Annotated in this window: 17 protein-coding genes and 1 riboswitch; of the genes, 11 read left to right on the top strand and 6 right to left on the bottom strand. The window is 67.2% G+C overall.

The window, feature by feature from the left end; genetic code table 11:
• Positions 1-135: 135 nt before the first annotated feature.
• Positions 136-1,332 (bottom strand): cystathionine gamma-synthase, encoded by a 1,197-nt coding sequence (metB, locus tag AC4PRM_RS08660; RefSeq protein ID WP_492039535.1) that lies wholly within the window; start codon positions 1,330-1,332, stop codon positions 136-138.
• On the bottom strand, positions 1,329-2,336 hold the full coding sequence (metX, locus tag AC4PRM_RS08655; RefSeq protein WP_492039534.1) for a homoserine O-succinyltransferase MetX: 1,008 nt from the start codon (positions 2,334-2,336) through the stop codon (positions 1,329-1,331). Before metX ends, metB begins: the two co-directional genes overlap by 4 nt.
• Positions 2,337-2,438: 102 nt before the next feature.
• A riboswitch (SAM riboswitch) is annotated at positions 2,439-2,561 on the bottom strand.
• Positions 2,562-2,825: 264 nt separating this feature from the next.
• On the opposite strand from metX, the gene AC4PRM_RS08650 reads away from it, so the two are divergent.
• The 4 genes from AC4PRM_RS08650 to gltB all read left to right on the top strand — a co-directional run bounded on the left by AC4PRM_RS08650 (position 2,826) and on the right by gltB (position 11,044).
• Complete coding sequence (locus tag AC4PRM_RS08650; protein ID WP_492039549.1) at positions 2,826-4,181, top strand: ammonium transporter; 1,356 nt, start codon at positions 2,826-2,828, stop codon at positions 4,179-4,181.
• Positions 4,182-4,274: 93 nt separating this feature from the next.
• The gene (locus AC4PRM_RS08645) at positions 4,275-4,949 is read left to right on the top strand and encodes a TorF family putative porin (protein ID WP_492039533.1); all 675 of its coding nucleotides are present in this window, start codon (positions 4,275-4,277) and stop codon (positions 4,947-4,949) included.
• A gap of 174 nt (positions 4,950-5,123) precedes the next feature.
• Positions 5,124-6,569 (top strand): NAD(P)-dependent oxidoreductase, encoded by a 1,446-nt coding sequence (locus AC4PRM_RS08640; protein ID WP_492039532.1) that lies wholly within the window; start codon positions 5,124-5,126, stop codon positions 6,567-6,569.
• On the top strand, positions 6,566-11,044 hold the full coding sequence (gene gltB, locus AC4PRM_RS08635) for a glutamate synthase large subunit (protein ID WP_492039531.1): 4,479 nt from the start codon (positions 6,566-6,568) through the stop codon (positions 11,042-11,044). The genes AC4PRM_RS08640 and gltB overlap by 4 nt, the downstream gene beginning before the upstream one ends.
• Before the next feature lie 38 nt (positions 11,045-11,082).
• Here gltB and AC4PRM_RS08630 read toward each other — a convergent pair whose 3' ends face one another.
• From AC4PRM_RS08630 to AC4PRM_RS08620, 3 genes are read right to left on the bottom strand one after another with little or no spacing between them, the layout of a single operon-like run.
• Positions 11,083-12,525: an efflux transporter outer membrane subunit gene (locus tag AC4PRM_RS08630; RefSeq protein WP_492039530.1), complete on the bottom strand. Its 1,443-nt coding sequence runs from the start codon at positions 12,523-12,525 to the stop codon at positions 11,083-11,085.
• A 1-nt stretch (position 12,526) separates the two neighbouring features.
• Positions 12,527-15,784, bottom strand: coding sequence for an efflux RND transporter permease subunit (locus tag AC4PRM_RS08625; RefSeq protein ID WP_373258324.1), 3,258 nt, complete (start codon positions 15,782-15,784; stop codon positions 12,527-12,529).
• A 7-nt stretch (positions 15,785-15,791) separates the two neighbouring features.
• Positions 15,792-16,988, bottom strand: coding sequence for an efflux RND transporter periplasmic adaptor subunit (locus AC4PRM_RS08620; RefSeq protein WP_492039529.1), 1,197 nt, complete (start codon positions 16,986-16,988; stop codon positions 15,792-15,794).
• Positions 16,989-17,264: 276 nt separating this feature from the next.
• Here AC4PRM_RS08620 and AC4PRM_RS08615 point away from each other — a divergent pair, with 276 nt between their 5' ends.
• Complete coding sequence (locus AC4PRM_RS08615) at positions 17,265-17,723, top strand: TetR/AcrR family transcriptional regulator (protein WP_373258322.1); 459 nt, start codon at positions 17,265-17,267, stop codon at positions 17,721-17,723.
• Between the two features lie 2 nt (positions 17,724-17,725).
• Here the strand turns inward: AC4PRM_RS08615 and AC4PRM_RS08610 are convergent, their stop codons facing one another.
• Positions 17,726-18,160 carry a PaaI family thioesterase gene (locus AC4PRM_RS08610; protein ID WP_373258321.1) on the bottom strand — a complete coding sequence of 145 codons (435 nt, stop codon included), beginning with the start codon at positions 18,158-18,160 and terminating at the stop codon, positions 17,726-17,728.
• An 82-nt stretch (positions 18,161-18,242) separates the two neighbouring features.
• On the opposite strand from AC4PRM_RS08610, the gene AC4PRM_RS08605 reads away from it, so the two are divergent.
• From AC4PRM_RS08605 to AC4PRM_RS08580, 6 genes are all read left to right on the top strand, one after another.
• Positions 18,243-18,563: a DUF3253 domain-containing protein gene (locus AC4PRM_RS08605; RefSeq protein WP_373258320.1), complete on the top strand. Its 321-nt coding sequence runs from the start codon at positions 18,243-18,245 to the stop codon at positions 18,561-18,563.
• Positions 18,547-19,158 carry a uracil-DNA glycosylase family protein gene (locus AC4PRM_RS08600; protein WP_492039548.1) on the top strand — a complete coding sequence of 204 codons (612 nt, stop codon included), beginning with the start codon at positions 18,547-18,549 and terminating at the stop codon, positions 19,156-19,158. The genes AC4PRM_RS08605 and AC4PRM_RS08600 overlap by 17 nt, the downstream gene beginning before the upstream one ends.
• Positions 19,155-20,177, top strand: a complete 1,023-nt coding sequence (locus AC4PRM_RS08595; RefSeq protein WP_492039528.1) for an alpha/beta fold hydrolase — start codon at positions 19,155-19,157, stop codon at positions 20,175-20,177. Before AC4PRM_RS08600 ends, AC4PRM_RS08595 begins: the two co-directional genes overlap by 4 nt.
• Before the next feature lie 81 nt (positions 20,178-20,258).
• Complete coding sequence (locus AC4PRM_RS08590) at positions 20,259-21,356, top strand: Glu/Leu/Phe/Val family dehydrogenase (protein WP_492039527.1); 1,098 nt, start codon at positions 20,259-20,261, stop codon at positions 21,354-21,356.
• Positions 21,357-21,441: 85 nt separating this feature from the next.
• Positions 21,442-23,487 carry a cell cycle histidine kinase CckA gene (gene cckA / locus AC4PRM_RS08585; RefSeq protein WP_492039547.1) on the top strand — a complete coding sequence of 682 codons (2,046 nt, stop codon included), beginning with the start codon at positions 21,442-21,444 and terminating at the stop codon, positions 23,485-23,487.
• A gap of 57 nt (positions 23,488-23,544) precedes the next feature.
• Positions 23,545-24,573 (top strand): serine hydrolase domain-containing protein, encoded by a 1,029-nt coding sequence (locus AC4PRM_RS08580; protein ID WP_492039526.1) that lies wholly within the window; start codon positions 23,545-23,547, stop codon positions 24,571-24,573.
• Positions 24,574-24,624 lie beyond the last annotated feature (51 nt).

Genomic DNA, 24,624 nt, shown 5'->3' with positions numbered 1-24,624 from the left:
CTGGAAGCCCGTATCTTCCACAACCCCACCACCGACCCGGACCTGTGGGGGTGATCCAGACAGAACCCCGCCGTCAGAACAATCTGGCGGCGGGGTATATATTGCATGGTCGTTGTAGATGGATTGCCGTTTGCCTTAAGCGGCTGCAGATGCGGCGTAGGGCGAGTTAGATATCCGGACAATCGCAAGACCGCGTTCCAGGTCGACTAGCAAATCCTCAGGGTGCTCCAGCCCCACGGACAGCCGCAGCAAGCCGTCTGTGATGCCGGCAATCTTGCGCGCTTCCGGCGTCATGGCCGCATGGGTCATCAGGGCCGGGTGGGCGATCAGACTTTCGACCCCTCCAAGCGACTCGGCCAGGGTGAATATCTCCAGCCCGTCGACCAGGGCGCGCACGGCTTCGATGTCTTGCAGCTCGAAGCTGAGCATGGCCCCGAACCCCGCCTGCTGTTTCGCCGCAATGGCATGTCCAGGATGGCTCTTCAGCCCCGGATAATGGACGGCCTTCACCGCTGGGTGCGCCTCCAGCCACTCCGCCACGCGCCCCGCCGTCGCCTGTTGGCGCTCGATGCGGGCGAACAGGGTGCGCACGCCCCTCAGGGTCAGATAGGCGTCGAACGGAGAGCCCGTAACGCCCAGGCAGTTGGCCCACCAGGTCAGTTGCTGCAGGTCCTCCTCGGATTTCGCCACGACGCAGCCGCCGACGACGTCGGAGTGGCCGTTGATGTATTTGGTGGTTGAGTGGATCACCAGGTCCGCGCCCAGGGCCAGCGGCTGTTGCAGGGCGGGCGACAGGAAGGTGTTGTCCACCGCCGACTTGCAGCCCACGGCGCGGGCGCGCGCACAGATGTCGGCCACGTCCACGATCCGCATCAGGGGGTTGGAGGGCGTCTCGATCAAAATCAGTTTGGGGTGCAAGGCGAAGGCCGCATCCAGCGCCTGACGGTCGTTCTGATCGACGAACTGCACATCGAAGTGGCCGCGCTTGGCGCGGGCGCACAGCAGACGATGTGTGCCCCCATACAGATCGTGCGGCGCGATCAGCAGGTCGCCGGGCTCCAGGGAGAACAGCGCCAGATCGACCGCCGCCATGCCGGTCGCCGTGACCACCGCGCCGCAGCCGCCCTCCAGCTTGGCCAGGGTCTCGCCCAGGACATCGCGCGTGGGATTGCCCGAGCGGGTGTAGTCGTACTTCCGCTTACCCTCCAGGCCGTCGAAACTGTAGTTGGACGACAGATACAGCGGCGGCATCACCGCACCGTGCGCCGGGTCGCTGTTCACGCCGTGACGGGCGGCGGTGGTACAGGGATGGGCATTGATGGGGGCGGTCATGCTGCAAACTCTCTGTCAGGCGTAAAGGCTTCGGGGGTCGCGGTGTAAAGCGGGGCGAGGGCGTCGTGCAGGGCACGACTGACGACCTCACGCTCCTTGAGGAAGGCGTCGTGGCCGAAGATCGATCCGGCCTCCACCAGGCGGGTCAGGCGCGGTGCGCGGGCGGCCAGACCGCGGCTGTCCTGGATCGGGACCAGCCGGTCGGAGGTGAAGCCGACCACGGTCAGGGGGCACTGGATCGCCTCGGGCACGACCGCATGGCGATCCAGCGAATCTGACAGGCTGATCCAGCGGGCGGCGCTGGTCACCGCGTCATAGCCGTTGCCGCGAGACGTCAGGTAGTCGCAGACGGGGTAGAGGCCACCGGCCTGCTCGGGCGGGGTGGCGGCAAAGCGCAGGTCGAACTCCTCGGCCGTGCGATAGGTGGTCATGGCCAGTTCGCGGGCCAGGGCGATGCCTTCGGCCTCACGTCCGGCGTCGCGGGCAAAGGCCAGCAGGCGGCGCTGCACCCCGCGCCAGGCCGTGGCGGCGGGATGGGCGCGATGGGTGGCTGAAATTACCACCAGATGGCCGATAAGGTCGGGCTGCGTTTCGGCCAGGGCCAGACCCACGCAGCCGCCGTATGACGCGCCTACAAAGGCCTCGATCTGGACCTCTCCGATGGCGTCCAGCAAAAGAAGCAGCAGCCGCGCCTGATCGTGGGTCGTGATGGTGACGCCCGGATCGGTCCGGCCCGGCAGCAGGTCGACGGCCAGGACGCGGACGCGGTTCAGGTCGATGGGGCCGCCGGGACGCACGGCCCAGGACCACCACTGGCCGACAAAACGCCCGCTGGAAATCCCACCGATGACCACCACCAGTGGGCCTTCGACCGGACCATGCAGCCGTCCGATGACTTCGCTCGCCGCCAGCGTCTCGCCCGAGGCCAGGCGGAAGTCGGCCGGAATGGGTGCGGTGACGTCCCGTCCGGGGGCTTCCTCGATGGGCCAGGTGTGGGACGACACAGGTCCGCTCCGTTCTCGATCATCGAGTACGGGCGGGGCGGCCAAATCCTGTGGTGACAGACCCGTGAAGACGACGGTCCTCCAACGGAGAGCCATTCCCTTCACTCATCTCTCGCGGCCTTTCGAGGGGCCTCGCAGGAGTTGGCACCATCTCCAGGGTCGGGTGGACCGTGGAAGGTTGCCCCGGCATCAAAGGGCCTATCCCTCCGCCGGTCTTGATGAGTGGCTTTAGGCTGCATGTGACGGGCGAGGCCGTCAAGGCGGAATTTTCAGGCAGAATCCTGTTGCGCTGCGAAAGGGCCTTTGGGGTCGAACGTGTCAAGCTCGTCTTAAATCAGAGACGAACATTGCGCCGTGGCATAATGGCAAGCCGCGAAACGCAAGAAAGTTTCACAAACCTTCGTCCGCCCACTTGCGTATTTCGCAGATGCGGTAAACATTTCGCAAATGCGAGATCGCATGCCGTCGCAGCCAAGGGGGTTAGGAATGATGACACGACTTCAAGGGGATACCGCAGGCAAAGGGGCGCTCTGGGCGCTCGGCCTTCTGACGACCGTACTGGCCAGTGGGGCCGCCGCAGCGCCTGCTGCGGCGGCCCCTGTTCTTTTGGGGCACCAGGCCGCTCTGGATCTGGACGCGGCGGGCACGGCCTGGCTGGGGACGTCCACGGCGCTGGTCCTGCTGATGACCCTGCCGGGCCTGGCGCTCTTCTATGGCGGCATGGTGCGCCGCAAGAACGTCATCGCCACCATTACCCAGTCGGTCGGCGTCTTCGCCGTGGTGACCCTGGCCTGGTTCATCGCGGGCTATTCCATCGCCTTCGGCACAGCGCCGACCGAGTCGATGAACACCGTCGTGGGCGGCCTTGAGTCGCTGTTCCTGAACGGTGTGACGCTGGAGACGGCGCACAGCCTGCTGCCGGGCATTCCGGAGTTCCTGTTCATCTCGTTCCAGCTGACGTTCGCCATCATCACCCCGGCCCTGATCACCGGGGCGTTCGCGGAGCGGTTCAAATACAGCGCTCTGCTGCTGTTCACCGGCCTGTGGTCGCTGTTCGTCTATGCCCCGATCGCCCACTGGGTCTGGGGTGGAGGCTTCCTGGGCTCGGCGGGCGTGCTGGACTTCGCAGGGGGCGCGGTAGTGCACGTCAACTCGGGCGTCGCGGGCCTCGTCTGTGCCCTCTTCCTGGGTCGCCGCAAGGGCTATGGCATCGACCCGATCAATCCGCACAACCCTGTCCTGACCATGATCGGGGCCTCGCTGCTGCTGGTCGGCTGGATCGGTTTCAATGCGGGCTCGGCCGGGGCCGCCAACGGCCTGATGGCCGTGGCTCTGCTCAACACCATCCTGGCTGCTGCGGCTGCCGCCCTGTCGTGGAAGCTGATCGAGGTTATCGAGAAGAAGAAGGTCTCGCTGATCGGCATGCTGTCTGGCGTCGTGGCCGGTCTGGTCGCCATCACGCCCGCCGCCGGTTTCGTCGATCCCAAGGGCGCGGTGATCATTGGCCTGATCGCGGGTCCGGCCTGCTACGCCGCCTCGATCTGGATCAAGAAGCTGTTGAAGTACGACGACAGCCTGGACGCCTTCGGCCTGCATGGCGCGGGCGGTCTGGTCGGGGCGCTGCTGACCGGCGTGTTCGCGACCACCACGATCAACAGCCTGTCGGAAGGGGCCAATGTCTGGACCCAGCTGGTCGGCCTGCTGTGGACCATCGCCTACAGCGCGGCGGGCACCTTCGTCATCCTGCTGATCTGCAAGTTCACCACCGGCCTGCGCGTCACCGAAGCGCAGGAGGAGGAGGGGCTGGATACCCATCTGCATGGCGAGGCGCTGGAGGCGCATTGAGGCGAGACGATTGGCCGGGCGCGGGGCTCTCCCCTCGCGCCCGGCACCCAGTAGGCGTTCGACTGACATCATCGAAAACAAGGGGATAAGAAGATGAAACGTGCCTTCGCCTGTGCGGCCGCCATGGCCGCTATGTTCACCGCCTCGGCCGCCTCGGCCCAGGATGCGGACGTCGCCTTCAACGTCGGTGTCTTCAGCGACTACGTCTTCCGCGGCTTCAGTCAGACCAATGAAGACCCCGCCCTACAGGGTGGCGTCGACCTGACGGTCGGGTCCTTCTACGCCGGGGCGTGGGCGTCGAATGTCGACTTCGGCGACGACACCGATGCGGAGATCGACGTCTACGGCGGCTTCCGCACCGAGGCGGCGGGCTATTCGCTGGACTTTGGCGTGGTCGGCTATTTCTACGTCAATGCGCCGGGCGGAGCCGACTATGACTATGTGGAGTTCAAGGCGGCCGCATCGCGGGCCATCGGGCCAGTGACGGCGGGGGCGGTGGTCTTCTATTCGCCGGACTTCTTCGGCCTGGATGAGGAGGCCACCTATTTAGAGGGGAACATCGCTTGGGCCGTTGCAGACAAGTTGTCCGCTTCTGCCGCAGTGGGTTATCAGGCTCTGGACATCAACGACGACTACACCACCTGGAACGCGGGTGTGACCTACACCTTTGTCGAAGGGCTCGGTCTGGATGTCCGCTACTTCAACACGGACGTCGACGGTCCGTTGTCGGATGCCCGGATTGTGGGCGCGCTGAAATACAGTTTCTGAGCGGAGGCCTGTTCGGCCTCGCAGCATGACAACCGGCACGGTGTTGCTTCTACTGGCGCCGTGCCGGTTTTTTTGTGCGCCGTTAGCGGTTCGACTTGAAGGCAAAAGGCACAACTTGCCACCGCCGCCCTCGCCCCATAGACCTGTGTGCAGCAGCGAAAAGGAAGACGTGCGTTGGCGTCCGTGAACCAGAGATTTGTCATCACCCCCCGTGTCGGGCCCGCCAAGGCGGCCGCGTCCGATCGCGTGCGCGGCTTCGATGAGATCTATGCGGACTTCAGCGTGCCTGCAGGCGGCGAGCAGTCCAGCCGCTGCGCCCAGTGCGGTGTGCCCTTCTGCCAATCCGGTTGTCCGCTGGAGAACAATATCCCCGACTGGCTGAAACTGGCCGCCGAAGGCCGTGCGGAAGAAGCCTGGCGTCAGTCCGAGGCGACCTCGACCATGCCGGAAATCTGCGGCCGTATCTGTCCGCAGGACCGGCTGTGCGAAGGGGCCTGTACCCTGGAACAGTCGGGCTGGGAGACGGTCACCATCGGTTCGGTCGAACGCTGGCTGGGCGACATGGCGTTCCAGAATGGCTGGGTCACCCCCATCCGCCCGGTCGCCGAAAACGGCCTGTCGGTCGGGATCGTGGGCGCGGGGCCTGCGGGCATGGCGGCGGCGGATCGACTGCGTTCGGCAGGCTATGCGGTGACGCTCTACGATCGGCATGATCGGGCGGGAGGCCTGCTTATGTACGGCATCCCCGGCTTCAAGCTGGAAAAGGATGTCGTTCAGCGGCGTCTGGACCGGCTGGTCGACAGCGGCGTCGAGATCCGGCTGGGCGTCGATGTCGGTGGCGCGGGTGAGAGGGCCATGCCCTTTGCCGAGGTGCGCGCCGCCCATGATGCCGTCCTGATCGCGACCGGCGTCTATCAGGCGCGGCGGCTGACCGCGCCGGGCTGTGGCTCTGACGGCGTGGTGGCGGCTCTGGACTATCTGATCACCTCCAACCGCACGGGGCTGGGCGATCAGGTCGCAGCGTTCGAGGACGGGACGCTGAATGCGTCGGGTCGCCGCGTCGTCGTGATCGGCGGCGGCGACACCGCCATGGACTGCGTGCGCACGGCCGTGCGTCAGGGCGCGACCTCCGTCACCTGCCTTTACCGCCGCGACCGGGACAATATGCCCGGCAGCGCCCGCGAGGTCGCCAATGCCGAGGAAGAAGGCGTCGTCTTCGAATGGCTGGCCTCGCCCCGCGCCGTGCTGGGCGGTGCCTCGGGCGTGACCGGCGTGCGGGTTCAGCGCATGGCCTTGGCAGCCCAGGCCGCCGACGGCCGCTGGTCGGTCGAGCCGGTGCCGGGCGGCGAGTTCGACGTCGCCGCCGATCTGGTGATCGAGGCCCTGGGCTTCGAACCCGAAGACATCCCTGGCCTGTTCGCAGAGCCTGATCTGGCCCTGACCGACTGGAACACCATCCGCACGGCCGGCCACACCAAGGCGACCACGCTGGAGGGCGTCTTCGCCGCTGGCGACATCGTGCGCGGGGCCTCGCTGGTCGTCTGGGCTGTGCGTGACGGTCAGGATGCGGCGACCGAGATCGATGCCTGGTTGACCAGCCGCCAGAGGGTGGCCGCATGACCTTCGACCCCATCCAGTATCAGGCCGACCGGCAACGGCTGATTGACGCCCATGCCTATGATCCAGGCTCGGAGCGCGATGCCTGCGGCGTCGGCCTGGTCGCCGCCATCGACGGTGCCCCCCGCCGCGAGGTCGTCGATCTGGCGCTCAAGTCACTGAAGGCCATCTGGCACCGGGGTGCGGTCGACGCCGACGGCAAGTCCGGCGACGGCGCGGGCATATTGATCGGCCTGCCCCGCGCCTTCTTCGATGCCCAGGTCCGCGATGCAGGCCATGAGCCGCGTCCCGGCCCTCTGGCCGTCGGCATGGTCTTCCTGCCGCGTCTGGATCAAGGGGCACAGGAGGTTGCCCGCACCATCGTCGAGCGCGAGGTTCTGGCCGCAGGGTTCTGGCTCTATGGCTGGCGTCAGGTGCCGACCCGCGTCGAGGTGCTGGGCCAGCGCGCCGCCGCCACCCGGCCCGAGATCGAGCAGATCATGCTGTCTGCGCCCGACGGGCTGGAGGGCGAGGCGCTGGAGCGGGCGCTGTATCTGCTGCGCCGCCGGATCGAGGCGCGGGCGACCGCGGCCAACCTGCAGCATTTCTACATCTGCTCCCTGTCGGCCCGGTCGGTCATCTACAAGGGGATGATGCTGGCCGAGGCCCTGGCCGACTTCTATCCCGATCTGAACGATGCGCGGGTCGAGGCCAATGTCGCCCTGTTCCATCAGCGATACTCGACCAACACCTTCCCTGAGTGGCGTCTGGCCCAGCCGTTCCGCATGCTGGCCCACAACGGCGAGATCAACACCCTGCGTGGCAATGCGAACTGGATGCGCAGCCACGAAATCCGAATGACGGCCGAGGCCTTCGGGGCCGATGACGCCGCCGTCAAACCCGTGATCCAGGCCGGTGGGTCGGACTCCGCCGCGCTGGACAATGTCTTCGAAGTCCTGGTCCGTGCCGGTCGGCCCGCACCCATGGTCAAGGCCTTGCTGATCCCGGAGGCTCCGATCGACGGTGTCATCTCCGACGATCACCGCGCCCTCTATGCCTATTGCAATGCCGTGATGGAGCCGTGGGATGGCCCCGCCGCCATCTGTGCCACCGACGGTCGCTGGGTCGTGGCGGGAAAGGATCGCAACGGCCTGCGCCCCCTGCGCGTGGCCGAAACCGTCGACGGCCTGCTGATCTGCGGGTCGGAGGCGGGCATGACCGGCGTGGCCGAGGACCGCATCGCGCGTCGCCTGCACATCGGCGGCGGGCGGATGATCTGCGTCGATCTGGAGGCGGGCGTTCTCTACGACGAGACCCAGACCATCGACCGGCTGGCGGCCGAGCACCCCTACCGCGAATGGCTGTCCAACATGGTCCAGCTGGAGCCGCTGGTCGGCCCCGGCGAGGAGCCGCGCCGTCTGTCCGGCGAAGACCTGACCCGGTTCCAGGCCGCCGTCGGCTGGACCCAGGAGGACATCGACGCCCTGCTGGACCCCATGGCCGCCGAGGGCAAGGAGGCGGTGGCGTCGATGGGCGACGACGCCCCGCCCGCCGTGTTGTCGCGTCAGGACCGGCCCTTCGCCCACTATTTCCGCCAGGCCTTCGCCCAGGTCACCAATCCGCCGATCGACAGTCTGCGTGAAGCCGGGGCCATGTCCCTGCGGACCCGGTTCAAGAACCTGGGCAACATCCTGGCCCAGGACGAAACCCAGACGCGGGTCTTCGTGCTGGACAGTCCCGTCCTGACGACCGGCATGTACGAGCGGATGCTGGGCGTCGTGGGCGCGGGTGCGACCACGGTCATCGACTGCACCTTCCCGGCCCCCGACGTCGGCGCGACCCGGGGCGAGGCGCTGAAGGCCGCGCTGGATCGCATCCGCGACGAGGCCGTTGCCGCCGCACGGGGCGGGGCGGGTCTGATCGTCCTGACCGACGAGCGGGCAGGCGAGGATCGTCCGCTGATCCCCATGATCCTGGCCACCTCGGCCGTGCATGGCCGACTGGTGGACGAGGGCCTGCGCAGCTTTATCTCCTTGGTGGTGCGCTCGGCCGAGGCGATCGACGCCCATGCCTTTGCCGTCCTGGTCGGCTGCGGGGCCACCGCCGTCAACGCCTGGTTGGCGCAGGAGAGCTTCCTGGAACGGCTGGAGAGCGGTCGCTATCCCGGCCTGTCGCTGCGCGACGCCTGCCTGAATCATCGGGCTGCGGTCGAGGCCGGGCTGATGAAGATCCTGGCCAAGAAGGGCATCTCCGTCATCTCCGCCTATCGCGGCGCACTGGAGTTCGAGGCCCTGGGTCTGTCGCGGGCGCTGGTCGCGGAGTTCTTCCCGGGCATGACCTCGCGCATCTCCGGCGTGGGCCTGGCGGGAATCGAAACCCGGGCCGTCAACCGCGCGGGCAAGGGGTTTTCGGTCGCGCGCCCGGGCCTGCGCATCGGGGGCTCGCACCGCATCCGTGCGGGCGAAGAGACCCACGCCTGGGACGCCGAGACGATCCACCGGCTTCAGGACGCGACGACCCGCAACGACTACAAACGCTACAAGGCCTATTCCCGCCGTCAGCGGGAGATCCCGTCCACGGCCCTGCGTGACCTGCTGGATTTCCGCGAGGCCGTGCCGATCCCGCTGGACGAGATCGAGAGCGTCAACGAGATACGCAAGCGGTTCGTCACGCCCGGCATGTCGCTGGGGGCCCTCAGCCCCGAGGCGCACGAGACGCTGAATATCGCCATGAACCGCATCGGTGCCCGCTCCGTCTCGGGCGAGGGCGGCGAGGATCCGGAGCGGTATCAGCCGCGTCCGAACGGCGACAATCCCAACTCGGCGGTCAAGCAGATCGCCTCGGGCCGGTTCGGCGTCACGGCCGAATATCTGAACCAGTGCCGCGAGATCGAGATCAAGGTCGCACAGGGGGCCAAGCCCGGCGAGGGCGGCCAGCTGCCCGGCTTCAAGGTGACCGAGTTCATCGCCCGCATGCGCCATGCCACGCCCGGCATCGGTTTGATCAGCCCGCCACCGCACCACGACATCTATTCGATCGAGGACCTGGCCCAGCTGATCTACGACCTGAAGCAGATCAATCCGGATGCCCGGGTGACGGTCAAGCTGGTCGCCTCGTCCGGCATCGGGGCGGTGGCGGCAGGCGTCGCCAAGGCCAAGGCCGATATCATCCTGGTCGCGGGCCACAACGGCGGCACGGGGGCCTCGGCGCTGGGATCAATCAAGCACGCGGGCATGCCGTGGGAGATGGGCCTGTCGGAGGCGCATCAGGTGCTCAGCCTGAACGGCCTGCGCGGCCATGTTCGGTTGCGAACGGACGGCGGCATCAAGACCGGTCGCGACGTCGTCATCGCCGCCATGCTGGGGGCCGAGGAATACGGCATCGGCACCGCCAGTCTTATCGCCGTCGGCTGCCTGATGGTGCGCCAGTGTCATTCCAATACCTGTCCGGTGGGGGTCTGCGTTCAGGACGAGCGGCTGCGCGCCATGTTCACCGGCACGGCGGACAAGGTGGTGAACCTGTTCACCTTCATCGCCGAGGAGACGCGCGAAATCCTGGCCTCGCTCGGTCTGCGGTCACTGGACGAGGCGGTGGGCCGCACCGACCTGCTGCGCCAGGTCTCGCGCGGCGGGGCCCAACTGGATGATCTGGATCTGAACCCCCTGCTGGTGCGGGTGGGCGAGGGTGATGTGCGCTCGGCGGAGGCTCCGTTCAACGCGGTGCCCGATGCGCTCGACGCCCGGATCGTGCGCGATGCCACGCCCTTCCTGGAGCGGCGTGAGAAGATGTCGCTGACCTATGCGGTGGCCAATACCCAGCGGGCGATCGGCACGCGCATGTCCTCGCACATCGTACGCCGCTATGGCTCGGACCTGCCCGACGGTCATCTGACGCTGAACCTGCGCGGCGCGGCGGGGCAATCGCTGGCGGCCTTCGGCATGAAGGGCCTGCGCATCGTCCTGGACGGAGAGGCCAACGACTATGTCGGCAAGGGCCTGTCGGGGGCCGAGATCATCGTGCGCCCCTCGGCTTGGGCCGCCGGTCAGGCCCTGATCGGCAACACCTGCCTGTATGGCGCGACGTCCGGCACGCTATTGGCGGCCGGTGCGGCAGGCGAACGCTTTGCGGTGCGCAACTCCGGCGTCACGGCGGTGGTCGAAGGCTGCGGGGCCCACGGCTGCGAATATATGACCGGCGGCGCGGTCGTCATTCTGGGCACCACGGGCTGGAATTTCGGCGCGGGCATGAGCGGCGGCGAGGCCTTCGTCCACGATCCCGAAGGCACCGCCCACATCCGCTTCAACACCGCCTCGGTCGTGCCGGGCGTGGTGATGGGCGAGGCGGCGTCGCGGCTGCAAGCCCTGGTCAGTCGTCATGCCAAGGAGACGGGCTCACCCCTGGCGCGGAGGCTGCTGGAGACCTGGCCGGTGGCGGTCACGCACTTCCGGCATGTGCTGCCGCGGGAAGAAGCGGCACAGGCGGCGGTTAAGCGGGCTTAAACTCCCCTTCTCCCGCAAGGTGAGAAGGAACAGCCGTATCAGACCTCGCTCCACCCCCCGGCCAGCGCCTTGAACAGGGCGATCTGATAGGTGGTGACCAAGGCATCCGACGACGCCAGCTGTGCGTCCGCTCCGGCCAGGGTGCGTTCTGCATCCAGCACGGCCAGGAAGCTGTCGGCCCCCGCGTCGAAACGCAGGCGTGACAGGCGGGCGGCGGTGGCGGCCTGGTCGCGCGCGGCCTGCAGAGCCGTGCGGCGGTCCAGTTCGTTGGCATAGTTGGCCAAGGCCGTCTCGGTTTCCTGAAGCGCGGTCAGCACCGTCTGGTCGAAGGTGGCCAGGGCCGCATCCGAAGACGCATCCGCCTGTTCGATCCGCGCGCGGGCGGCGAAGACGTTCGGGAACGACCAGCTGATCAGCGGGCCGAACGAGAAGCGGAAATTCTCGCTGTCGCCCAGGCCACTGGCGTCCAGTGCCGTCGCTCCCAGCGATCCGCCCAGGGTGATGCGGGGATACAGGTCCGCCGTCGCCACGTTCACGCGGGCGGCGGCGGCGGCCAGATTGCGCTCGGCCTGACGCACGTCGGGACGACGCGCCAGCAGGGCGGCACCGTCGCCGACCGGGATGGTTTGCGTCAGTTGCGGAGGCCGACCGCAGACGCGGGCGGCCTCGCTGACCTCGGCGGGCGTCCGACCGGTCAGGGTGGCCAGGCGGAACAGGGCCCCGTCCCGCTGGGCCCGCAGGGGCGGCAGGGTCGAGCGGCTGCTTTCGAGGGCCGAACGGGCGCGGGCCGTGTCCAGCCCATTGCCCGATCCCGCATCCAGCAGACGCTGGGTCAGATCGACGGTCGAGGATTGCAGTTCGATGGTCCGCTGGGCCACGTCGATCTGGGCATTGGCCGAACAGGCGTCGGCATAGGCGCGGGCGGTTTCGGCGGCGACGGTGACGCGCACGACGTCCAGGGCAGCGGCGGCGGCGTCCGCATCGGCACGGGCGGCTCGGATGGTCGAGCCGACGCGACCGAACAGGTCGATCTCATAGGAGACGTCCAGGCCGGCGTCATAGGTTTCCACCTCGGGCGCATCCGTGCCGGGGGGCAGGGTGCCCGCCGGGATGCTGGCCGCCGACGGCTGGGTGTTTGAATAGCTGGCCGAGGTCGTGGTGGTCGGGAAGCGACCGACCCGTGCCTCGCCCAGGGCCGCTCGGACGCGGCGCAGATTGGCGGTGGCGGCCTCCAGCTCGTTGTTCTCGGCTAGGGCCTGGGTGACCAGGCCATCCAGCACGGGGTCGTTGTACAGCCGCCACCAGTCGTCGCGCGCGGGCGTCGCCGCCGACACGGACGCACTGGTGGAGCCCACGAAAGCACCCGACGCGAGGGGGGGAAGGGTGGCGTCGGGCGCTTTCGGCCCGACCGCGCACGACGCCAGCAGCAGGGCTGAGAACGCGGTGGCGGTCAGGATCCGGGGGTTGGGTAGGGTCGTCATGTCACGCATCTCCCAGACGCGGGCTGGCCGGGGCAGGCGAGCCGGGGGTCCGGTCATGGGGCGGCAGGCCGCCGGTGGTGGGAATCTCGGTCTCCTTCTTCGGCGCGCCCGGCAGCTTGGAGGCCACCGCCCGCATCACGACATAGAAGACCGGCGTGAAGATCAGGCCGAAGAAGGTCACACCCAGCATGCCCGAGAAGACCGCTGTGCCCAGGGACTGGCGCATTTCCGCACCGGCCCCGGTCGCCAGCATCAGCGGCACGACGCCGAAGATGAAGGCGAAGGAGGTCATCAGGATCGGACGCAGACGGGTCCGGGCGGCGCTGACCGCGGCATCCCAGCGGTTCATGCCCTCATCTTCGGCCTGTTTGGCGAACTCCACGATCAGGATGGCGTTCTTGGCTGCCAGGGCGATCAGCACGACCAGTCCGACCTGGACCAGGATGTTGTTGTCCAGTCCACGCAAATTGACCCCGATCATGGCGGCCAGGATGCACATCGGCACGATCAGCACGACCGCGAACGGCAGGGTGAAGGCCTCGTACTGAGCGGCCAGCACCAGGAAGACCAGGACCACGGCCATGATGAAGACCACGGTCGCGCCGCCGGACGACTGCTTCTCCTGCAAGGCCAGGCCGGTCCACTCATAGGAGAAGCCAGGCGGCAGGGTCGCCTCGGCCAGGGCTTCCATCGAGGCTATCGCCTGACCGGAAGACACACCCGCCGCTGCCTGGCCCTGCAGCTCGGCCGCCGGGAACAGGTTGTAGCGGACGATCCGGGCAGGACCGGAGTCCTCGCGCAGGGTGGCCACCGACCCGATCGGTACCATCGCCCCCGATGTCGCGCGGGTCTTCAGATTGGCGATGTCGGCAATGTCGTCACGCGCCGACGGCTCCGCCTGTGCCGTCACCCGGAAGGTGCGGCCCAGATAGTTGAAGTCGTTGACGTAGGACGAGCCCAGATAGACGCCCAGGGTGTCGAACACCGAAGACGGCTGGACCCCCATCATCAGCGCCTTGTCGCGATCGACGTCGGCGGCGATGCGCGGCGAGCCAGTGTTATAGGTCGAAAACACCTGCTCTACCTGGTCGGGTGCGCCAGCGGCGGCTCCCATCATGGCGAAGGTCGCGCCTTCCAGCGGGCGGTAGCCCGCGCCGGAGCGGTCCTGCACCATCATCTGGAACCCGTTGCCGTTGCCCAGACCCTGAACTGCGGGCGGGGCGATGACGAAGATGTTGGCGTCCTCGATCCCGAAGGTGGCCCCCGTGATGGCACCGGCCAGGGCGGCCGCGCCCTGTTCGGCGGTCTTGCGATCGTCGAACTCGTTCAGGCGCACGAAGATGGTGGCGGCATTGGAGCCGAACGAGAAGCTGGTCCCGTCCAGGCCGGCGAAAGCCACGGTGCCGTCGACGCCCTCGGTATCCTTGATGATCTGGGCAGCACGACTCATGACCGCCTGGGTCCGCTCCAGCGAGGCCCCGGGGGGCAGCTGGACGACACCGATCAGGAAGCCCTGGTCCTGTTCGGGAATAAAGCCGGACGGGGTGGTGAACAGGGTGAAGCCGGTCGCGGCCAGCAGCAGGCCATAGACCACGAAGACCATGGCCACCTTGCGCACCAGCCAGGCGGTGGTGCGGCCATATTTGTCCGACAGCCAGTCAAAGCCCTCGTTGAACTTCCGACCCGCCCAGCCGACGTAATAGGTGGCGGTGCCCAGGGCACCCGGCTTGCGATGGGTGTCATGCTCCTTGTGCGGCTTCAGCAGCAAGGCGGCCATGGCCGGCGACAGCGTCAGCGATACCAGCAGCGACACGACCGAGGCCGTGGTGATGACGATGGCGAACTCGCGATAGAAGATGCCGGGGATGCCCGGCACGAACATCGTCGGCACGAACACCGAGACCAGCACCAGACCGATGGAGATCAGGGCACCCGACACCTCCTTCATGGAGCGATAGGCCGCTTCCTTGGGCGTCAATCCTTCGCGGATGTAGCGCTCCACGTTCTCGACCACGACGATGGCGTCATCGACGACGATACCGACGGCCAGAACCAGGGCGAACAGCGACAGGGAGTTGATTGAATAGCCCAGCGCCAGCTGCACCGCGAAGGTGGCGACCAGCGCGACCGGGATGGCCACGATCGGAATCAGGGCTGCCCGCCAGGTCTGCAGGAAGACGACCACGACCAGCACCACCAGGATGATGGCTTCGATCAGGGTGTGCTGAACCGACTCGACCGAGGCGGCCACGAATTCGGTGGGGTTGTAGGGCACCGAAATGGCCATGCCCTGGGGCAGTTCGGCCTTGAAGGCCTCGACCTCGGCCAGCACGCGTTCGGCGGTGCCCAAGGCATTGGCCCCCGGCTGCTGGATGATGGCCATGCCCACGCCGCGCTCGCCGTCGAAGAAGCCGCGGATGCCGTAGTCCTGGGCCCCCAGTTCGACACGGGCCACGTCACGGACACGGGTCACGCGCCCTTCGGCATCGGTCTTGATGACGATGTTGGAAAACTCTTCGGGGTCGCTCAGACGCCCCTGGACCTGAACCGGAAGCTGGAAGGCCGAGGCATTGGTGGCGAACGGCGGCTGGCCGATGGCCCCTGCGGCCGCCTGGACGTTCTGGGAGGCCAGGGCGGCGACGATGTCGGAACCTGTCAGATTGCGCTCGGCCGCCTTGGCCGGGTCGATCCACACCCGCATGGCGTAGTTGCCACCGCCGAAGATCTGCACGGCCCCGACGCCCTCGACCCGCAGCAGGCGGTCGCGCAGCGTGGAGTTGGCATAGTTGCCGACATAGTCGTTATCCAGGGACCCGTTCGGCGACGTCAGGCCCAGGATCATCAGGAAACCGCTCTCCTGCTTGTTCACCGTCACGCCGATCTGGCGCACGGAGGCAGGCAGACGCGGTTCGGCCAGGGCGACGCGGTTCTGGACCAGCACCTGGGCCGCATCCAGGTCGGTGCCCGGATTGAAGGTCACGGTGATCGCCACCGTCCCGTCCGAGGTGGACGAGGACGACAGATACAGCATGCCCTCGACGCCGTTGACCTCCTGCTCGATGGGGGCGGCGACGGTCTCGGCCACCGTCTCGGCGGAGGCGCCGGGGAAGGCGGTGTTGATGGTGATCGTCGGCGGCGCGATCTCCGGATACTGCGACAGTGGCAGCAGCGGATAGGCGAAGATGCCGATCAGGGTGATGAACACCGCGATCACGGCCGCGAAGATCGGCCGATCAATGAAGAAGCGAGAGATGTTCATGGTGCGATCAGTCGCCCGAGACGCTGTTGGCGAAGGTGGCGCTGGAGGCCGGAGCCACGGTGGTCACCGGGGCCTCATTCTGCTGCGCGACCGGCTGGATGCGACCGTTTGTGGCCTGCACCTTCATGCCCGGCTGCTGGATGCGCTGGACGCCGTTGATGATGACGCGATCCGTGGCGGCGAGCCCGGAGCGAACGACCCGCAGGCCGTCGACCAGCGGACCCAGCACGACGGGCTTGGGTGCGACTGATCCGTCGGCGGCGACGACATAGACGATGCGGCGGGCCTGATCGGTGGCGACCGCGGCGTCGGGCACCAGCATGGCCTGATAGCTGCCGGACCCGGCCAGACGCGCCTGACCGAACATGCCTGGCTTCAGGAAGCCGTCGGCATTGGGCACCACGGCCCGCAGACGGATGACGCCCGAGGCCGTGTCGATGGCGTTATCGGTGAAGTCCAGCGAACCGGAGCGGCTGTAGGTGCTCTCGTCCTGCAGACGGACCTGGATGGGCGCGGCTCCGTTCCGGGCCTGGCGCTGATACTTCAGCATGACCGCTTCGGAGCCGTCGAAGGTGAAGTAGATCGGGGCGCTAGAGACGATGGTCGTCAGGATGTCGCCGGCGGAGGAGCCTCCGCCGATCAGATTGCCCGGGTCGACCCGGCGGTCCGAAACCCGGCCCGAGATTGGGGCGACGACGCGGGTGAACTCCAGATCCAGCTGACGGGCGCGAATGCCGGCGTTGGCGGCGGCGACGGCGGCCTCGGCGGTCAGGACGGCACCGCGGCGGGTGTCGGCCTCGGCCTGGGACACCGCCTGCGATTCCAGCAGGGTCTGGGCCCGCTCATATTCGCTGCGCGCCAGGGTCAGCTGGGCATTGGCCTGGGCCAGGGTCGCACGGGCCGATGCCAGCGCCGCCTGGGCCGGGCGGGGGTCCAGGGTGAACAGCAGCTGGCCACGGCGCACGAAGTCACCGTCGCGGAAGTGCACCGCCGAGACATAGCCACCGACGCGGGCGCGGACGTCCACATCCTGCGTCGCTTCGAAGCGGCCGGTGAATTCGTCCCAGTCCTGGATGGTCTGGACCAGCGGGGTCGCCACCGTCACCGCGGGGGCGGGCGGGGCCTGGGCTTCGCTCCGGGGGGAACAGCCATAGAGCGCGGCCGCCACAAGGGCGGACGCGGCCACGATCTTCACCGTGCGCATGAACGATAGTCTCCAGAAGTAGGGAGCGAACCCTGTCATTGTCGACCACGGCAAACGGGGAGGAAGCCGTTAGTCAACGCCCGGTGACTTAATGGTGAAGCCGCTTGCGCTTGTCAACAGGCGATGACAAAGCCATATAGGCGGTGGGGCCATTCAGGAGATCACATATTGTTTTGTAATGTCGCGCCGCGACCCCGTAATGCAGAAGCCACTAGGGCGGCGATCCTGAAGGCGGCGACGAACCGTTTCTCGCGTGAAAGCTATGACGACGTCGGCATGCGTGACATCGCCGGCGACGTCGGCGTGGATGCCGCCCTGATCTCCCGCTATTTCGGCTCCAAGGAAGACCTGTTCGTCGCTGTGCTGAATTCGTCAGGCGACAAGACGCGGATCATCGAGGGTGACCGATCCGACTTCGGCGCGCGGATGGCCCACGAAGCCATCTACAAGGAGCGTGAAGAGGGCAAGCTGGAGCATATGCTGATCATGCTGCGCTCCATCGGCTCCACCAAGGCCGCCGAACTGGTCCAGCGTAACGGCCAGACCTGCTTCTTTGGACCGTTCGAGGAATGGCTGGGCGGCCCCGACGCCGCCGTGCGTGCCCGCCTGGCCGCCGGCATCATGATGGGCGTCTCGATTGGCAGCGAACTGTGCATCGACGACCTCAGCCCGGAACAATGCGCCGACATGCACCAGCGTATGGCAATCATCCTGCAACAGATCGTCGACGGCTGAGGCTAGCCGCGCTTGGTGAACTTCCGGATCACGCCCGAATAGGTCATCAGGATGCGCTCGCCCGTGCTGATCTGGCCGCGCACGAAGATCAGGCTCTTGCCGGCCCGCACCACCTCGCCCATCGCCTCGACGAGTTCGCCCTCATAAGCCCCGTCGATGAAGGTGGAGTCCAGCGACACAGTGACGCCCGACGCGCCCTCCATCTCCTGATAGGCCGTCTGGAACAGGGCGATGTCGGCGAAGGTCATCAGGCAGCCGCCATGCATGCGGTGCCCGGCGTTCATATGCTTGGCCTCGGCCCTGAAGGCACAGCGCATCCGTCCGTCGGCATCGGGCCGGAAATAGAAGGGGCCCACCACCGTGTCGAAGGTGCCGTGCAGGTCATAGGTCTGCCAGCCGGCGAACTCGCCCTCGCTGACCGTGATTTTCGCAACCATGATGTTCTCTTGGACTATCGCGCGTCGCGCTAGTTTAGCCGGGTCTCTTCTTATCTGTCTCGCAATGCAGCATATAGGCGCAATGAGCGACCCCATCGAAACCGCCATCTTCGAAAAACTGGCGAAGGCCGACCCCAAGGGCGTCGGCGGCAAGAGTATCGAACCGGCCGAAGTGGCCAAGGAACTGCAGCCCGAACAGTGGCAACGGATGCTGCCCAAGGTGCGTGGTGTGGCGCTGGGCCTGATGCGTCAGGGCAGACTGACCATCACCAAGAAGGGCAAGCCGGTCGACCCGAACGCGGTCAAGGGCGTCATCCGCCTGCGCCTGCCGACCGAGGCCGAGACGGCGGCGGCCGTGGCGGCCCTCCCGCCCGCGCCCGAGGATGATGACGACTTCGTCTGATCGGGCCGAGACCGCACTCGATGCGGTCCTCTCCAACATCCGTGCCTGCCGGGCCTGTCTGGGCCAGCTTCCGCACACCCCGCGTCCTGTCGTTCGCGTCTTTCCCCAGACCCGCCTGCTGATCTGCGGTCAGGCCCCCGGCCGCCGTGTTCACGAAAGTGGCCTGCCGTTCACCGATCCGTCCGGCGACCGCCTTCGCGACTGGATGGGCGTGGACTATGAGACCTTCTATGCAGACCACCGTCTGGGCGTCGCGGCCCAGGCCTTCTGCTATCCGGGGACCGCGCCGAAAGGTGGGGACTATCCGCCGCCGAAACGCTGCGCCGAACTTTGGCGACCGCAACTTCTCGCCGAACTGCCCCAGGTCGAGCTGACCTTGCTGGTCGGGGGTTATGCCCAGGTCTGGGCGCTCGGCGACCGGGCCAAGGCCAATATGACCGAGACCGTGCGGGCCTGGCGCGACTATGCGCCGACCATCCTGCCCATGCCGCACCCGTCATGGCGCAACACGGCCTGGCTCAGGAGAAATCCGTGGTTTGAGGACGAGGTCATCCCGTATCTTCGCCAGAGGGTGCGTGGCATTCTGGGGTCATGATCCGTTCGCTGGCCGTTCTGCTCTGCACCCTGGCGCTGTCCTTGGCCTTGGCTGCCTGCGCCACACCCGCCATCCAGCCGCTGCTGACGGCCCCCGCGACCTTCGCCGGCCCCGCTCTTGAAGACCGCACCCTGGTCATGGACGATGGAACTCGGCTGCCTCTGGCGCGATGGGCCCCGACCGATGGGTCCGAACCCTGGGCCGTGCTGATCGCCCTGCACGGTATGAACGACAGCCGCGCCTCCTTCCGCCTGGCCGGGCCATGGTGGGCCGAGCGAGGCATCGAAACCTGGGCCATAGACCAGCGCGGCTTTGGCCAGGCCCCCGGTCGCGGCATTTGGGCCGGTGAAGCGCGCATGACCGAGGACTTGCGCACCGCTGTGATGATCGCGCGTGCCCGGCATCCTCGCGCCACCATCGCGGTCGTAGGCGAGAGCATGGGCGGCTCTGTTGCCGTCGCCGCCTTCGGCTCGGACCGCCCGCCCCAGGCCGACCGCGTCATCCTGCTGGCTCCGGGAGTCTGGGGCTGGACAGCACAAGGCCCGCTGAGCTCCAGCGCCCTATGGATCGCCGCCCGCGTCGCCGGCCACCGTGCGGTCGAAGCGCCGGAGTGGGCCATCCGAGACCGCTTTGCGTCCGATAATCGCGTGGAACTGTTCCGCAATGGCCGCGATCCGAACAGCATCCTCTCCACCCGTTTCGACACCCTGTATGGCCTGGTCGATCTGATGCAGAGCGCGTCGGTGAAGCTGGGCCGCGTCCGGGCCCCGACCCTGCTGCTGTACGGTGCCTCCGACGCCGTCATCGAAAAGGCCCCCATGCGCCGCGCCCTGGAACAGGCCGGAGAGCGCCCGGGCTTCCGCACTGGCTACTATCCCGACGGCTGGCACATCCTGAACCGCGACCTGCAGGCCGAAACCATGTACCGCGACGTCGAGGCCTGGCTGAGGGACGCCGATACGCCCCTGCCGTCCGGGGCGGGGCCGGTGCTGCCGGCGCTGGAGGCTGCGCGGCGCTGACACGCAACCGCCATGCTTGCCGTGTTAAGCGCCCCGGCGTAAAGCGCCGCCAACAATAAAATACCCCGGGAGTATCCGCTTATGGGCAAGACCCTGTTCGATTCGCCGTCGTTTGCGAACCATGAAGGCGTCCACGCCTTCACCGACGAGAAGACAGGCCTCAAGGCCATCGTCGCCGTCCATTCGACTGCGCGCGGCCCGGCCTGTGGCGGCACGCGCATGTGGAACTATGCCTCGGCCGAGGAGGCGCTGGAGGACGTGCTGCGTCTGTCAAAGGGCATGAGCTACAAGAACGCCATCGCCGATCTGGAGATGGGCGGCGGCAAGTCGGTCATTATCGGCGATAGCCGGACACAGAAGACGCCCGAGCTGTTCCATGCCTTCGGTCGCGCGGTCGATACCCTGGGCGGCATCTATTATGCGGCGGAGGACGTCGGGGTGTCGGTATCCGACATCGCCGAGGCGCGTAAGGTCACTCCCTATGTACTGGGCCTGTCCGATGGCCCTGAGGCCTCCGGCGACCCCAGCCCTGTGACGGCAGAAGGCGTGTTCCGCTCGACCCTGGTCGTGGCGCGTCGCCTGTGGAAACAGGACGATCTGACCGGCCTGACCGTTGCCCTGCAAGGCATCGGTCATGTCGGCGGATATCTGGCCGACAAGCTACATGCGGCGGGCGCGAAGCTGGTCATGACCGACGTCAACACCGCCCTGCTGGCCGAGGTCGCGGCCCGCACCCATGCGGAGATCGTAAGCCCCGACGCCATCTATGACGTCCAAGCCGACATCTATGCGCCCTGCGCCCTCGGTGCGACGCTGAACCTCCAGACGCTGGATCGGCTGACCGTCAAGGCCGTGGTCGGGGCCGCCAACAACCAGCTGGCCACCCCGGATATCGGCGATATCCTGTTCCAGCGCGGGGTCCTGTATGCGCCCGACTATGTCGTCAACGGCGGCGGCATCATCAATGTGGCGGCCGAGATGAACGCGCGTCTGTCGGGCGGCGCCTACGACCCGGCCTGGGTCGAGACCAAGCTGGCCCGCCTGATCGAGACGTTCGAAGAGATCCTGGAGCGGTCTGCCGCCGAGGGCCGCTCGACCCATCTGATCGCCGACGCCATCGCCGAGGCCCGCATTCAGGCCGCGGCGGATGCCAAGGCCGAGGCGTTGAGGGCCGCCTGACACACAGAGATTCGCGCCGGGCCCTGAGACGGCACACTATGGTCGGCGGCCTGTCTGATTCGGGCTCGAGATCCTTAGAGTCATGATGGCCCGGACCGTTTCTGCCCGCACCCTGGATCCCCTGTTGCCGCTGATGGCGGTAGGGTTCGTGCTGGCGATCGCGGCACTTGTCTATCCCGCGTTCCGTGCCGACCCCATGAGTGCTCCGGGCCTGATCCTGATCACGGCGGTAGGGACCATCACCCTGCTGGGCATGCTGGCTTTCGCACGCGCGGATCGGAAGCCGGCAGCCGACACTACCGTAGTCGATATGCTGGACGCGCTGGGTGAGCCTGCCGCCATGGTGTGGGCTACGGGGCAGGTTCTGGCGTTCAACTCGGCCTGGGCACAGGCCAACGGCACCATGACGGCCCTGCCCAAGGGCAAGTCCGCTTCGGCCCTCTATATGGCCTTTGCCCAGGCGCGAGCCGGCCAGCAGGGACGCGCGATCGTCGTCATCGGCGAACGCGAACAGGAGGTGCTGATTGCCCAAGCAGGGGAGGGACGCTTTCTCGTCCGCGCAGCGCCCGAAGCGGTCCTTGCTGTGGAGACGCCTGCGCCGACGATCCCTGCCACCTTCGTGTCCAATGCCGCCGAAAGTCGTGCCATGGCGGCGGGAGCGCCATTCGGCTCAGCGGTGATCGGCTCCGATGACCTGTTTTCCGGCAAGCTGGAAGAACCCAATGCCGCCCTGGCCTTGTTGACTGGCCCAGCCAGCGCGGGGGACGCCGCCTTCGGCCACCTGTTCGATCCGGCGGGCGTCAACGAGGCCAGAACGCGTTTGGCCGATGGATCTTCAGGTCCGATCGAACTTGTCGCTCGAGCCTTTCCCGAGCGAATGCTGCACCTGTACGTCGCGCCTGAAGGCGTCAATCGCCGGATATGGCTGTTTGACGTCTCGGCCCAGAAGTCGATGGAACTGCAGTTGGCCCAGGCCCAGAAGATGCAGGCCGTGGGGCAACTGGCGGGCGGGGTGGCGCACGATTTCAACAACCTGCTGACCGCCATCCAGCTTCAGCTGTCAGAGCTTCTGGAGCGGCACCCGGTCGGCGACCCGTCGTACGACGGGCTGAACCAGATCCGCCAGACGGGCATCCGCGCCGCCGACCTGGTGCGCAAACTGCTGGCCTTCTCGCGCAAGTCGACGGTGCGGCGCGAACGCCTGGACCTGGGCGAACTGGTCGGGGAATTCGCTGTGTTGCTGCGCCGCCTGCTGCGCGAGGATGTGCGGCTGGAAACCGACTATGGCCGCGACCTGCCGGTGGTGCTGGCGGACAAGAGCCAGCTGGAGACGGCGGTGATGAACCTTGCCGTCAACGCCCGCGACGCCATGCGCGGCGTGGTCGAGCCGGGGGCGGGCGTGGTCACGATCAGGACGCGGCGTCTGACCGCCGATGTGGCCCGCACACTTGGCTGGGCCGCGCCGACCACCGAGGCCGTGGCCCTGATCGAGGTGTCGGACACCGGCCCCGGCGTGCCGCCCGAACTGCTGGACAAGATCTTCGAGCCCTTCTTCACGACCAAGGCCGTCAACGAAGGCACGGGCATGGGCCTGGCCACTGTCTACGGCATCGTCGAACAGGCGGGCGGCCATATCGCCGTGTCCAATCTGGACGGAGCGGGAGCCGCCTTCCGCATCTTCCTGCCCGAAGCCGCAGAGGCTGAGCTGGCCCTGATCGCCCCGGTCGAGATCAAGGCCAAGACCCCGCGCGATGTCTCCGGCACGGGCCGCATCCTGTTCGTCGAGGACGAGGCGGCGGTGCGGCTGATCGCGGCCAAACTGCTGCGCCAGCGCGGCTATGACGTGATCGAGGCCTCGGATGGCGAAGAGGCGCTGCTTCTGGCCGAGGAGCACGCGGGCACCATCGACATGATGATCTCCGACGTCATCATGCCGGGCCTTGACGGACCCTCCCTGCTGAAGAAGGCCCGGCCTTTCCTGGGCGATGCACCGGTCATGTTCATCTCCGGCTATGCCGAGAGCGACTTCTCCGACCTGCTCCAGGACGAGGTCGGCGTCTCCTTCCTGCCCAAGCCCCTGGACATCAAGACCCTGGCCGAGCGGGTCAAACAGGAGTTGCGGGGCGAGTAGCGACGGAGCTTGGCCGTTGGCGCGTTGGACGAAGGTCGCTGTGATGAAGGATCGCCCATGCGTCTGGATCGCCGAACCCTCCTGACAGGCAGCCTGGCTGCGGCTGGGCTGCTGACGACCGCCCTCCCGGCCTTGAGCCGTGCGGCTTACCCGGTAGCCGACTATGCAGCGGCCGCCCGCTACTCCGCCGAACGCAGCGGCGTGTCTCTGCTGATCATGCAGGCGGGTCAGACCCTGTTCGAGGATTATCCGCGCGGCGGCCCCGAGCGCTTTTACGAATTGGCCAGCGGCACCAAGAGCTTCAGCGGGGTCATGGCAGCGGCCTTGGTGCAGGATGGGCTTCTGACGCTCGATGAGGGTTGCGCCGACACGCTGACCGAATGGCGCGCCGATCCAGTGAAACGTACGGCTACCATCCGCAGCCTGCTGTCGCTGGAGTCCGGCGCGGGCGGGGGGCGGCTGGGCCGACCCGACAGCTATGCCGGCTCTGTTGCCGCGCCCTTCGCCGGTGCAGCCGGAACCTTCCGCTATGGACCCGCGCCGTTTCAGATCTTTGGCGAGATTGTGAGCCGCAAACTGGTGGCCGCCGGTCAGGGTGAGGATGTCCTGGCCTGGATGCAGGCGCGCATCCTGGAGCCTGCGGGCGTGGAAGTTGGCAACTGGCGGCGGCGTGACGGCCAGCCGACCTTGCCATCGGGCGCTCAACTGACCGCTCGGGACTGGGCGCGGTTCGGGCGGTTCGTTCTGGATGGAGGGGTCGTCGATGGGCAGGCGACGCTGGACGCCGCAGCGCTTGCCGCCAACTTCCAGCCTTCGGGAGCCAATCCGGGCTATGGGATGAGCTGGTGGCTGCTGCGTCCGGGTCTTGTTCCGCCGGCCCCCACCTCGCTGATTGACGCCGCACCGGACAAACTGGCGCGTCTGCCCGACGTTCGAATGGCGGCGGGTGCGGGGAACCAGCGGCTGTACCTGGTGCCCGAGCGGGACCTGCTGATCGTGCGCCAGGCCGACGGCATCCTGCGCCAAGCCAGAGGGCAGGGGTTGCCCTGGTCTGACCCGGACTTTCTGAGCCTGCTGCTGACCTGAGCTGTTGGCCGATATGAGCAGGCGGATATCAATCCCTTGCCACACGGCCCC

It is taken from the genome of Brevundimonas sp. DW-iso22, from assembly GCF_058725425.1.
This window is presented reverse-complemented; position numbering and strand designations above follow the sequence as displayed.

Coding starts and splice junctions, on each gene's coding strand:
- AC4PRM_RS08650 (WP_492039549.1), top strand. CDS start 2,826: ATGACACGACTTCAAGGGGATACCGCAGGCAAAGGGGCGCTCTGGGCG.
- AC4PRM_RS08600 (WP_492039548.1), top strand. CDS start 18,547: ATGACGACTTCGTCTGATCGGGCCGAGACCGCACTCGATGCGGTCCTC.
- AC4PRM_RS08620 (WP_492039529.1), bottom strand. CDS start 16,988: ATGCGCACGGTGAAGATCGTGGCCGCGTCCGCCCTTGTGGCGGCCGCG.
- AC4PRM_RS08625 (WP_373258324.1), bottom strand. CDS start 15,784: ATGAACATCTCTCGCTTCTTCATTGATCGGCCGATCTTCGCGGCCGTG.
- AC4PRM_RS08595 (WP_492039528.1), top strand. CDS start 19,155: ATGATCCGTTCGCTGGCCGTTCTGCTCTGCACCCTGGCGCTGTCCTTG.
- gltB (WP_492039531.1), top strand. CDS start 6,566: ATGACCTTCGACCCCATCCAGTATCAGGCCGACCGGCAACGGCTGATT.
- AC4PRM_RS08630 (WP_492039530.1), bottom strand. CDS start 12,525: ATGACGACCCTACCCAACCCCCGGATCCTGACCGCCACCGCGTTCTCA.
- AC4PRM_RS08580 (WP_492039526.1), top strand. CDS start 23,545: ATGCGTCTGGATCGCCGAACCCTCCTGACAGGCAGCCTGGCTGCGGCT.
- AC4PRM_RS08615 (WP_373258322.1), top strand. CDS start 17,265: ATGCGTGACATCGCCGGCGACGTCGGCGTGGATGCCGCCCTGATCTCC.
- cckA (WP_492039547.1), top strand. CDS start 21,442: ATGGCCCGGACCGTTTCTGCCCGCACCCTGGATCCCCTGTTGCCGCTG.
- AC4PRM_RS08605 (WP_373258320.1), top strand. CDS start 18,243: ATGAGCGACCCCATCGAAACCGCCATCTTCGAAAAACTGGCGAAGGCC.
- AC4PRM_RS08610 (WP_373258321.1), bottom strand. CDS start 18,160: ATGGTTGCGAAAATCACGGTCAGCGAGGGCGAGTTCGCCGGCTGGCAG.
- AC4PRM_RS08590 (WP_492039527.1), top strand. CDS start 20,259: ATGGGCAAGACCCTGTTCGATTCGCCGTCGTTTGCGAACCATGAAGGC.
- AC4PRM_RS08645 (WP_492039533.1), top strand. CDS start 4,275: ATGAAACGTGCCTTCGCCTGTGCGGCCGCCATGGCCGCTATGTTCACC.
- metB (WP_492039535.1), bottom strand. CDS start 1,332: ATGACCGCCCCCATCAATGCCCATCCCTGTACCACCGCCGCCCGTCAC.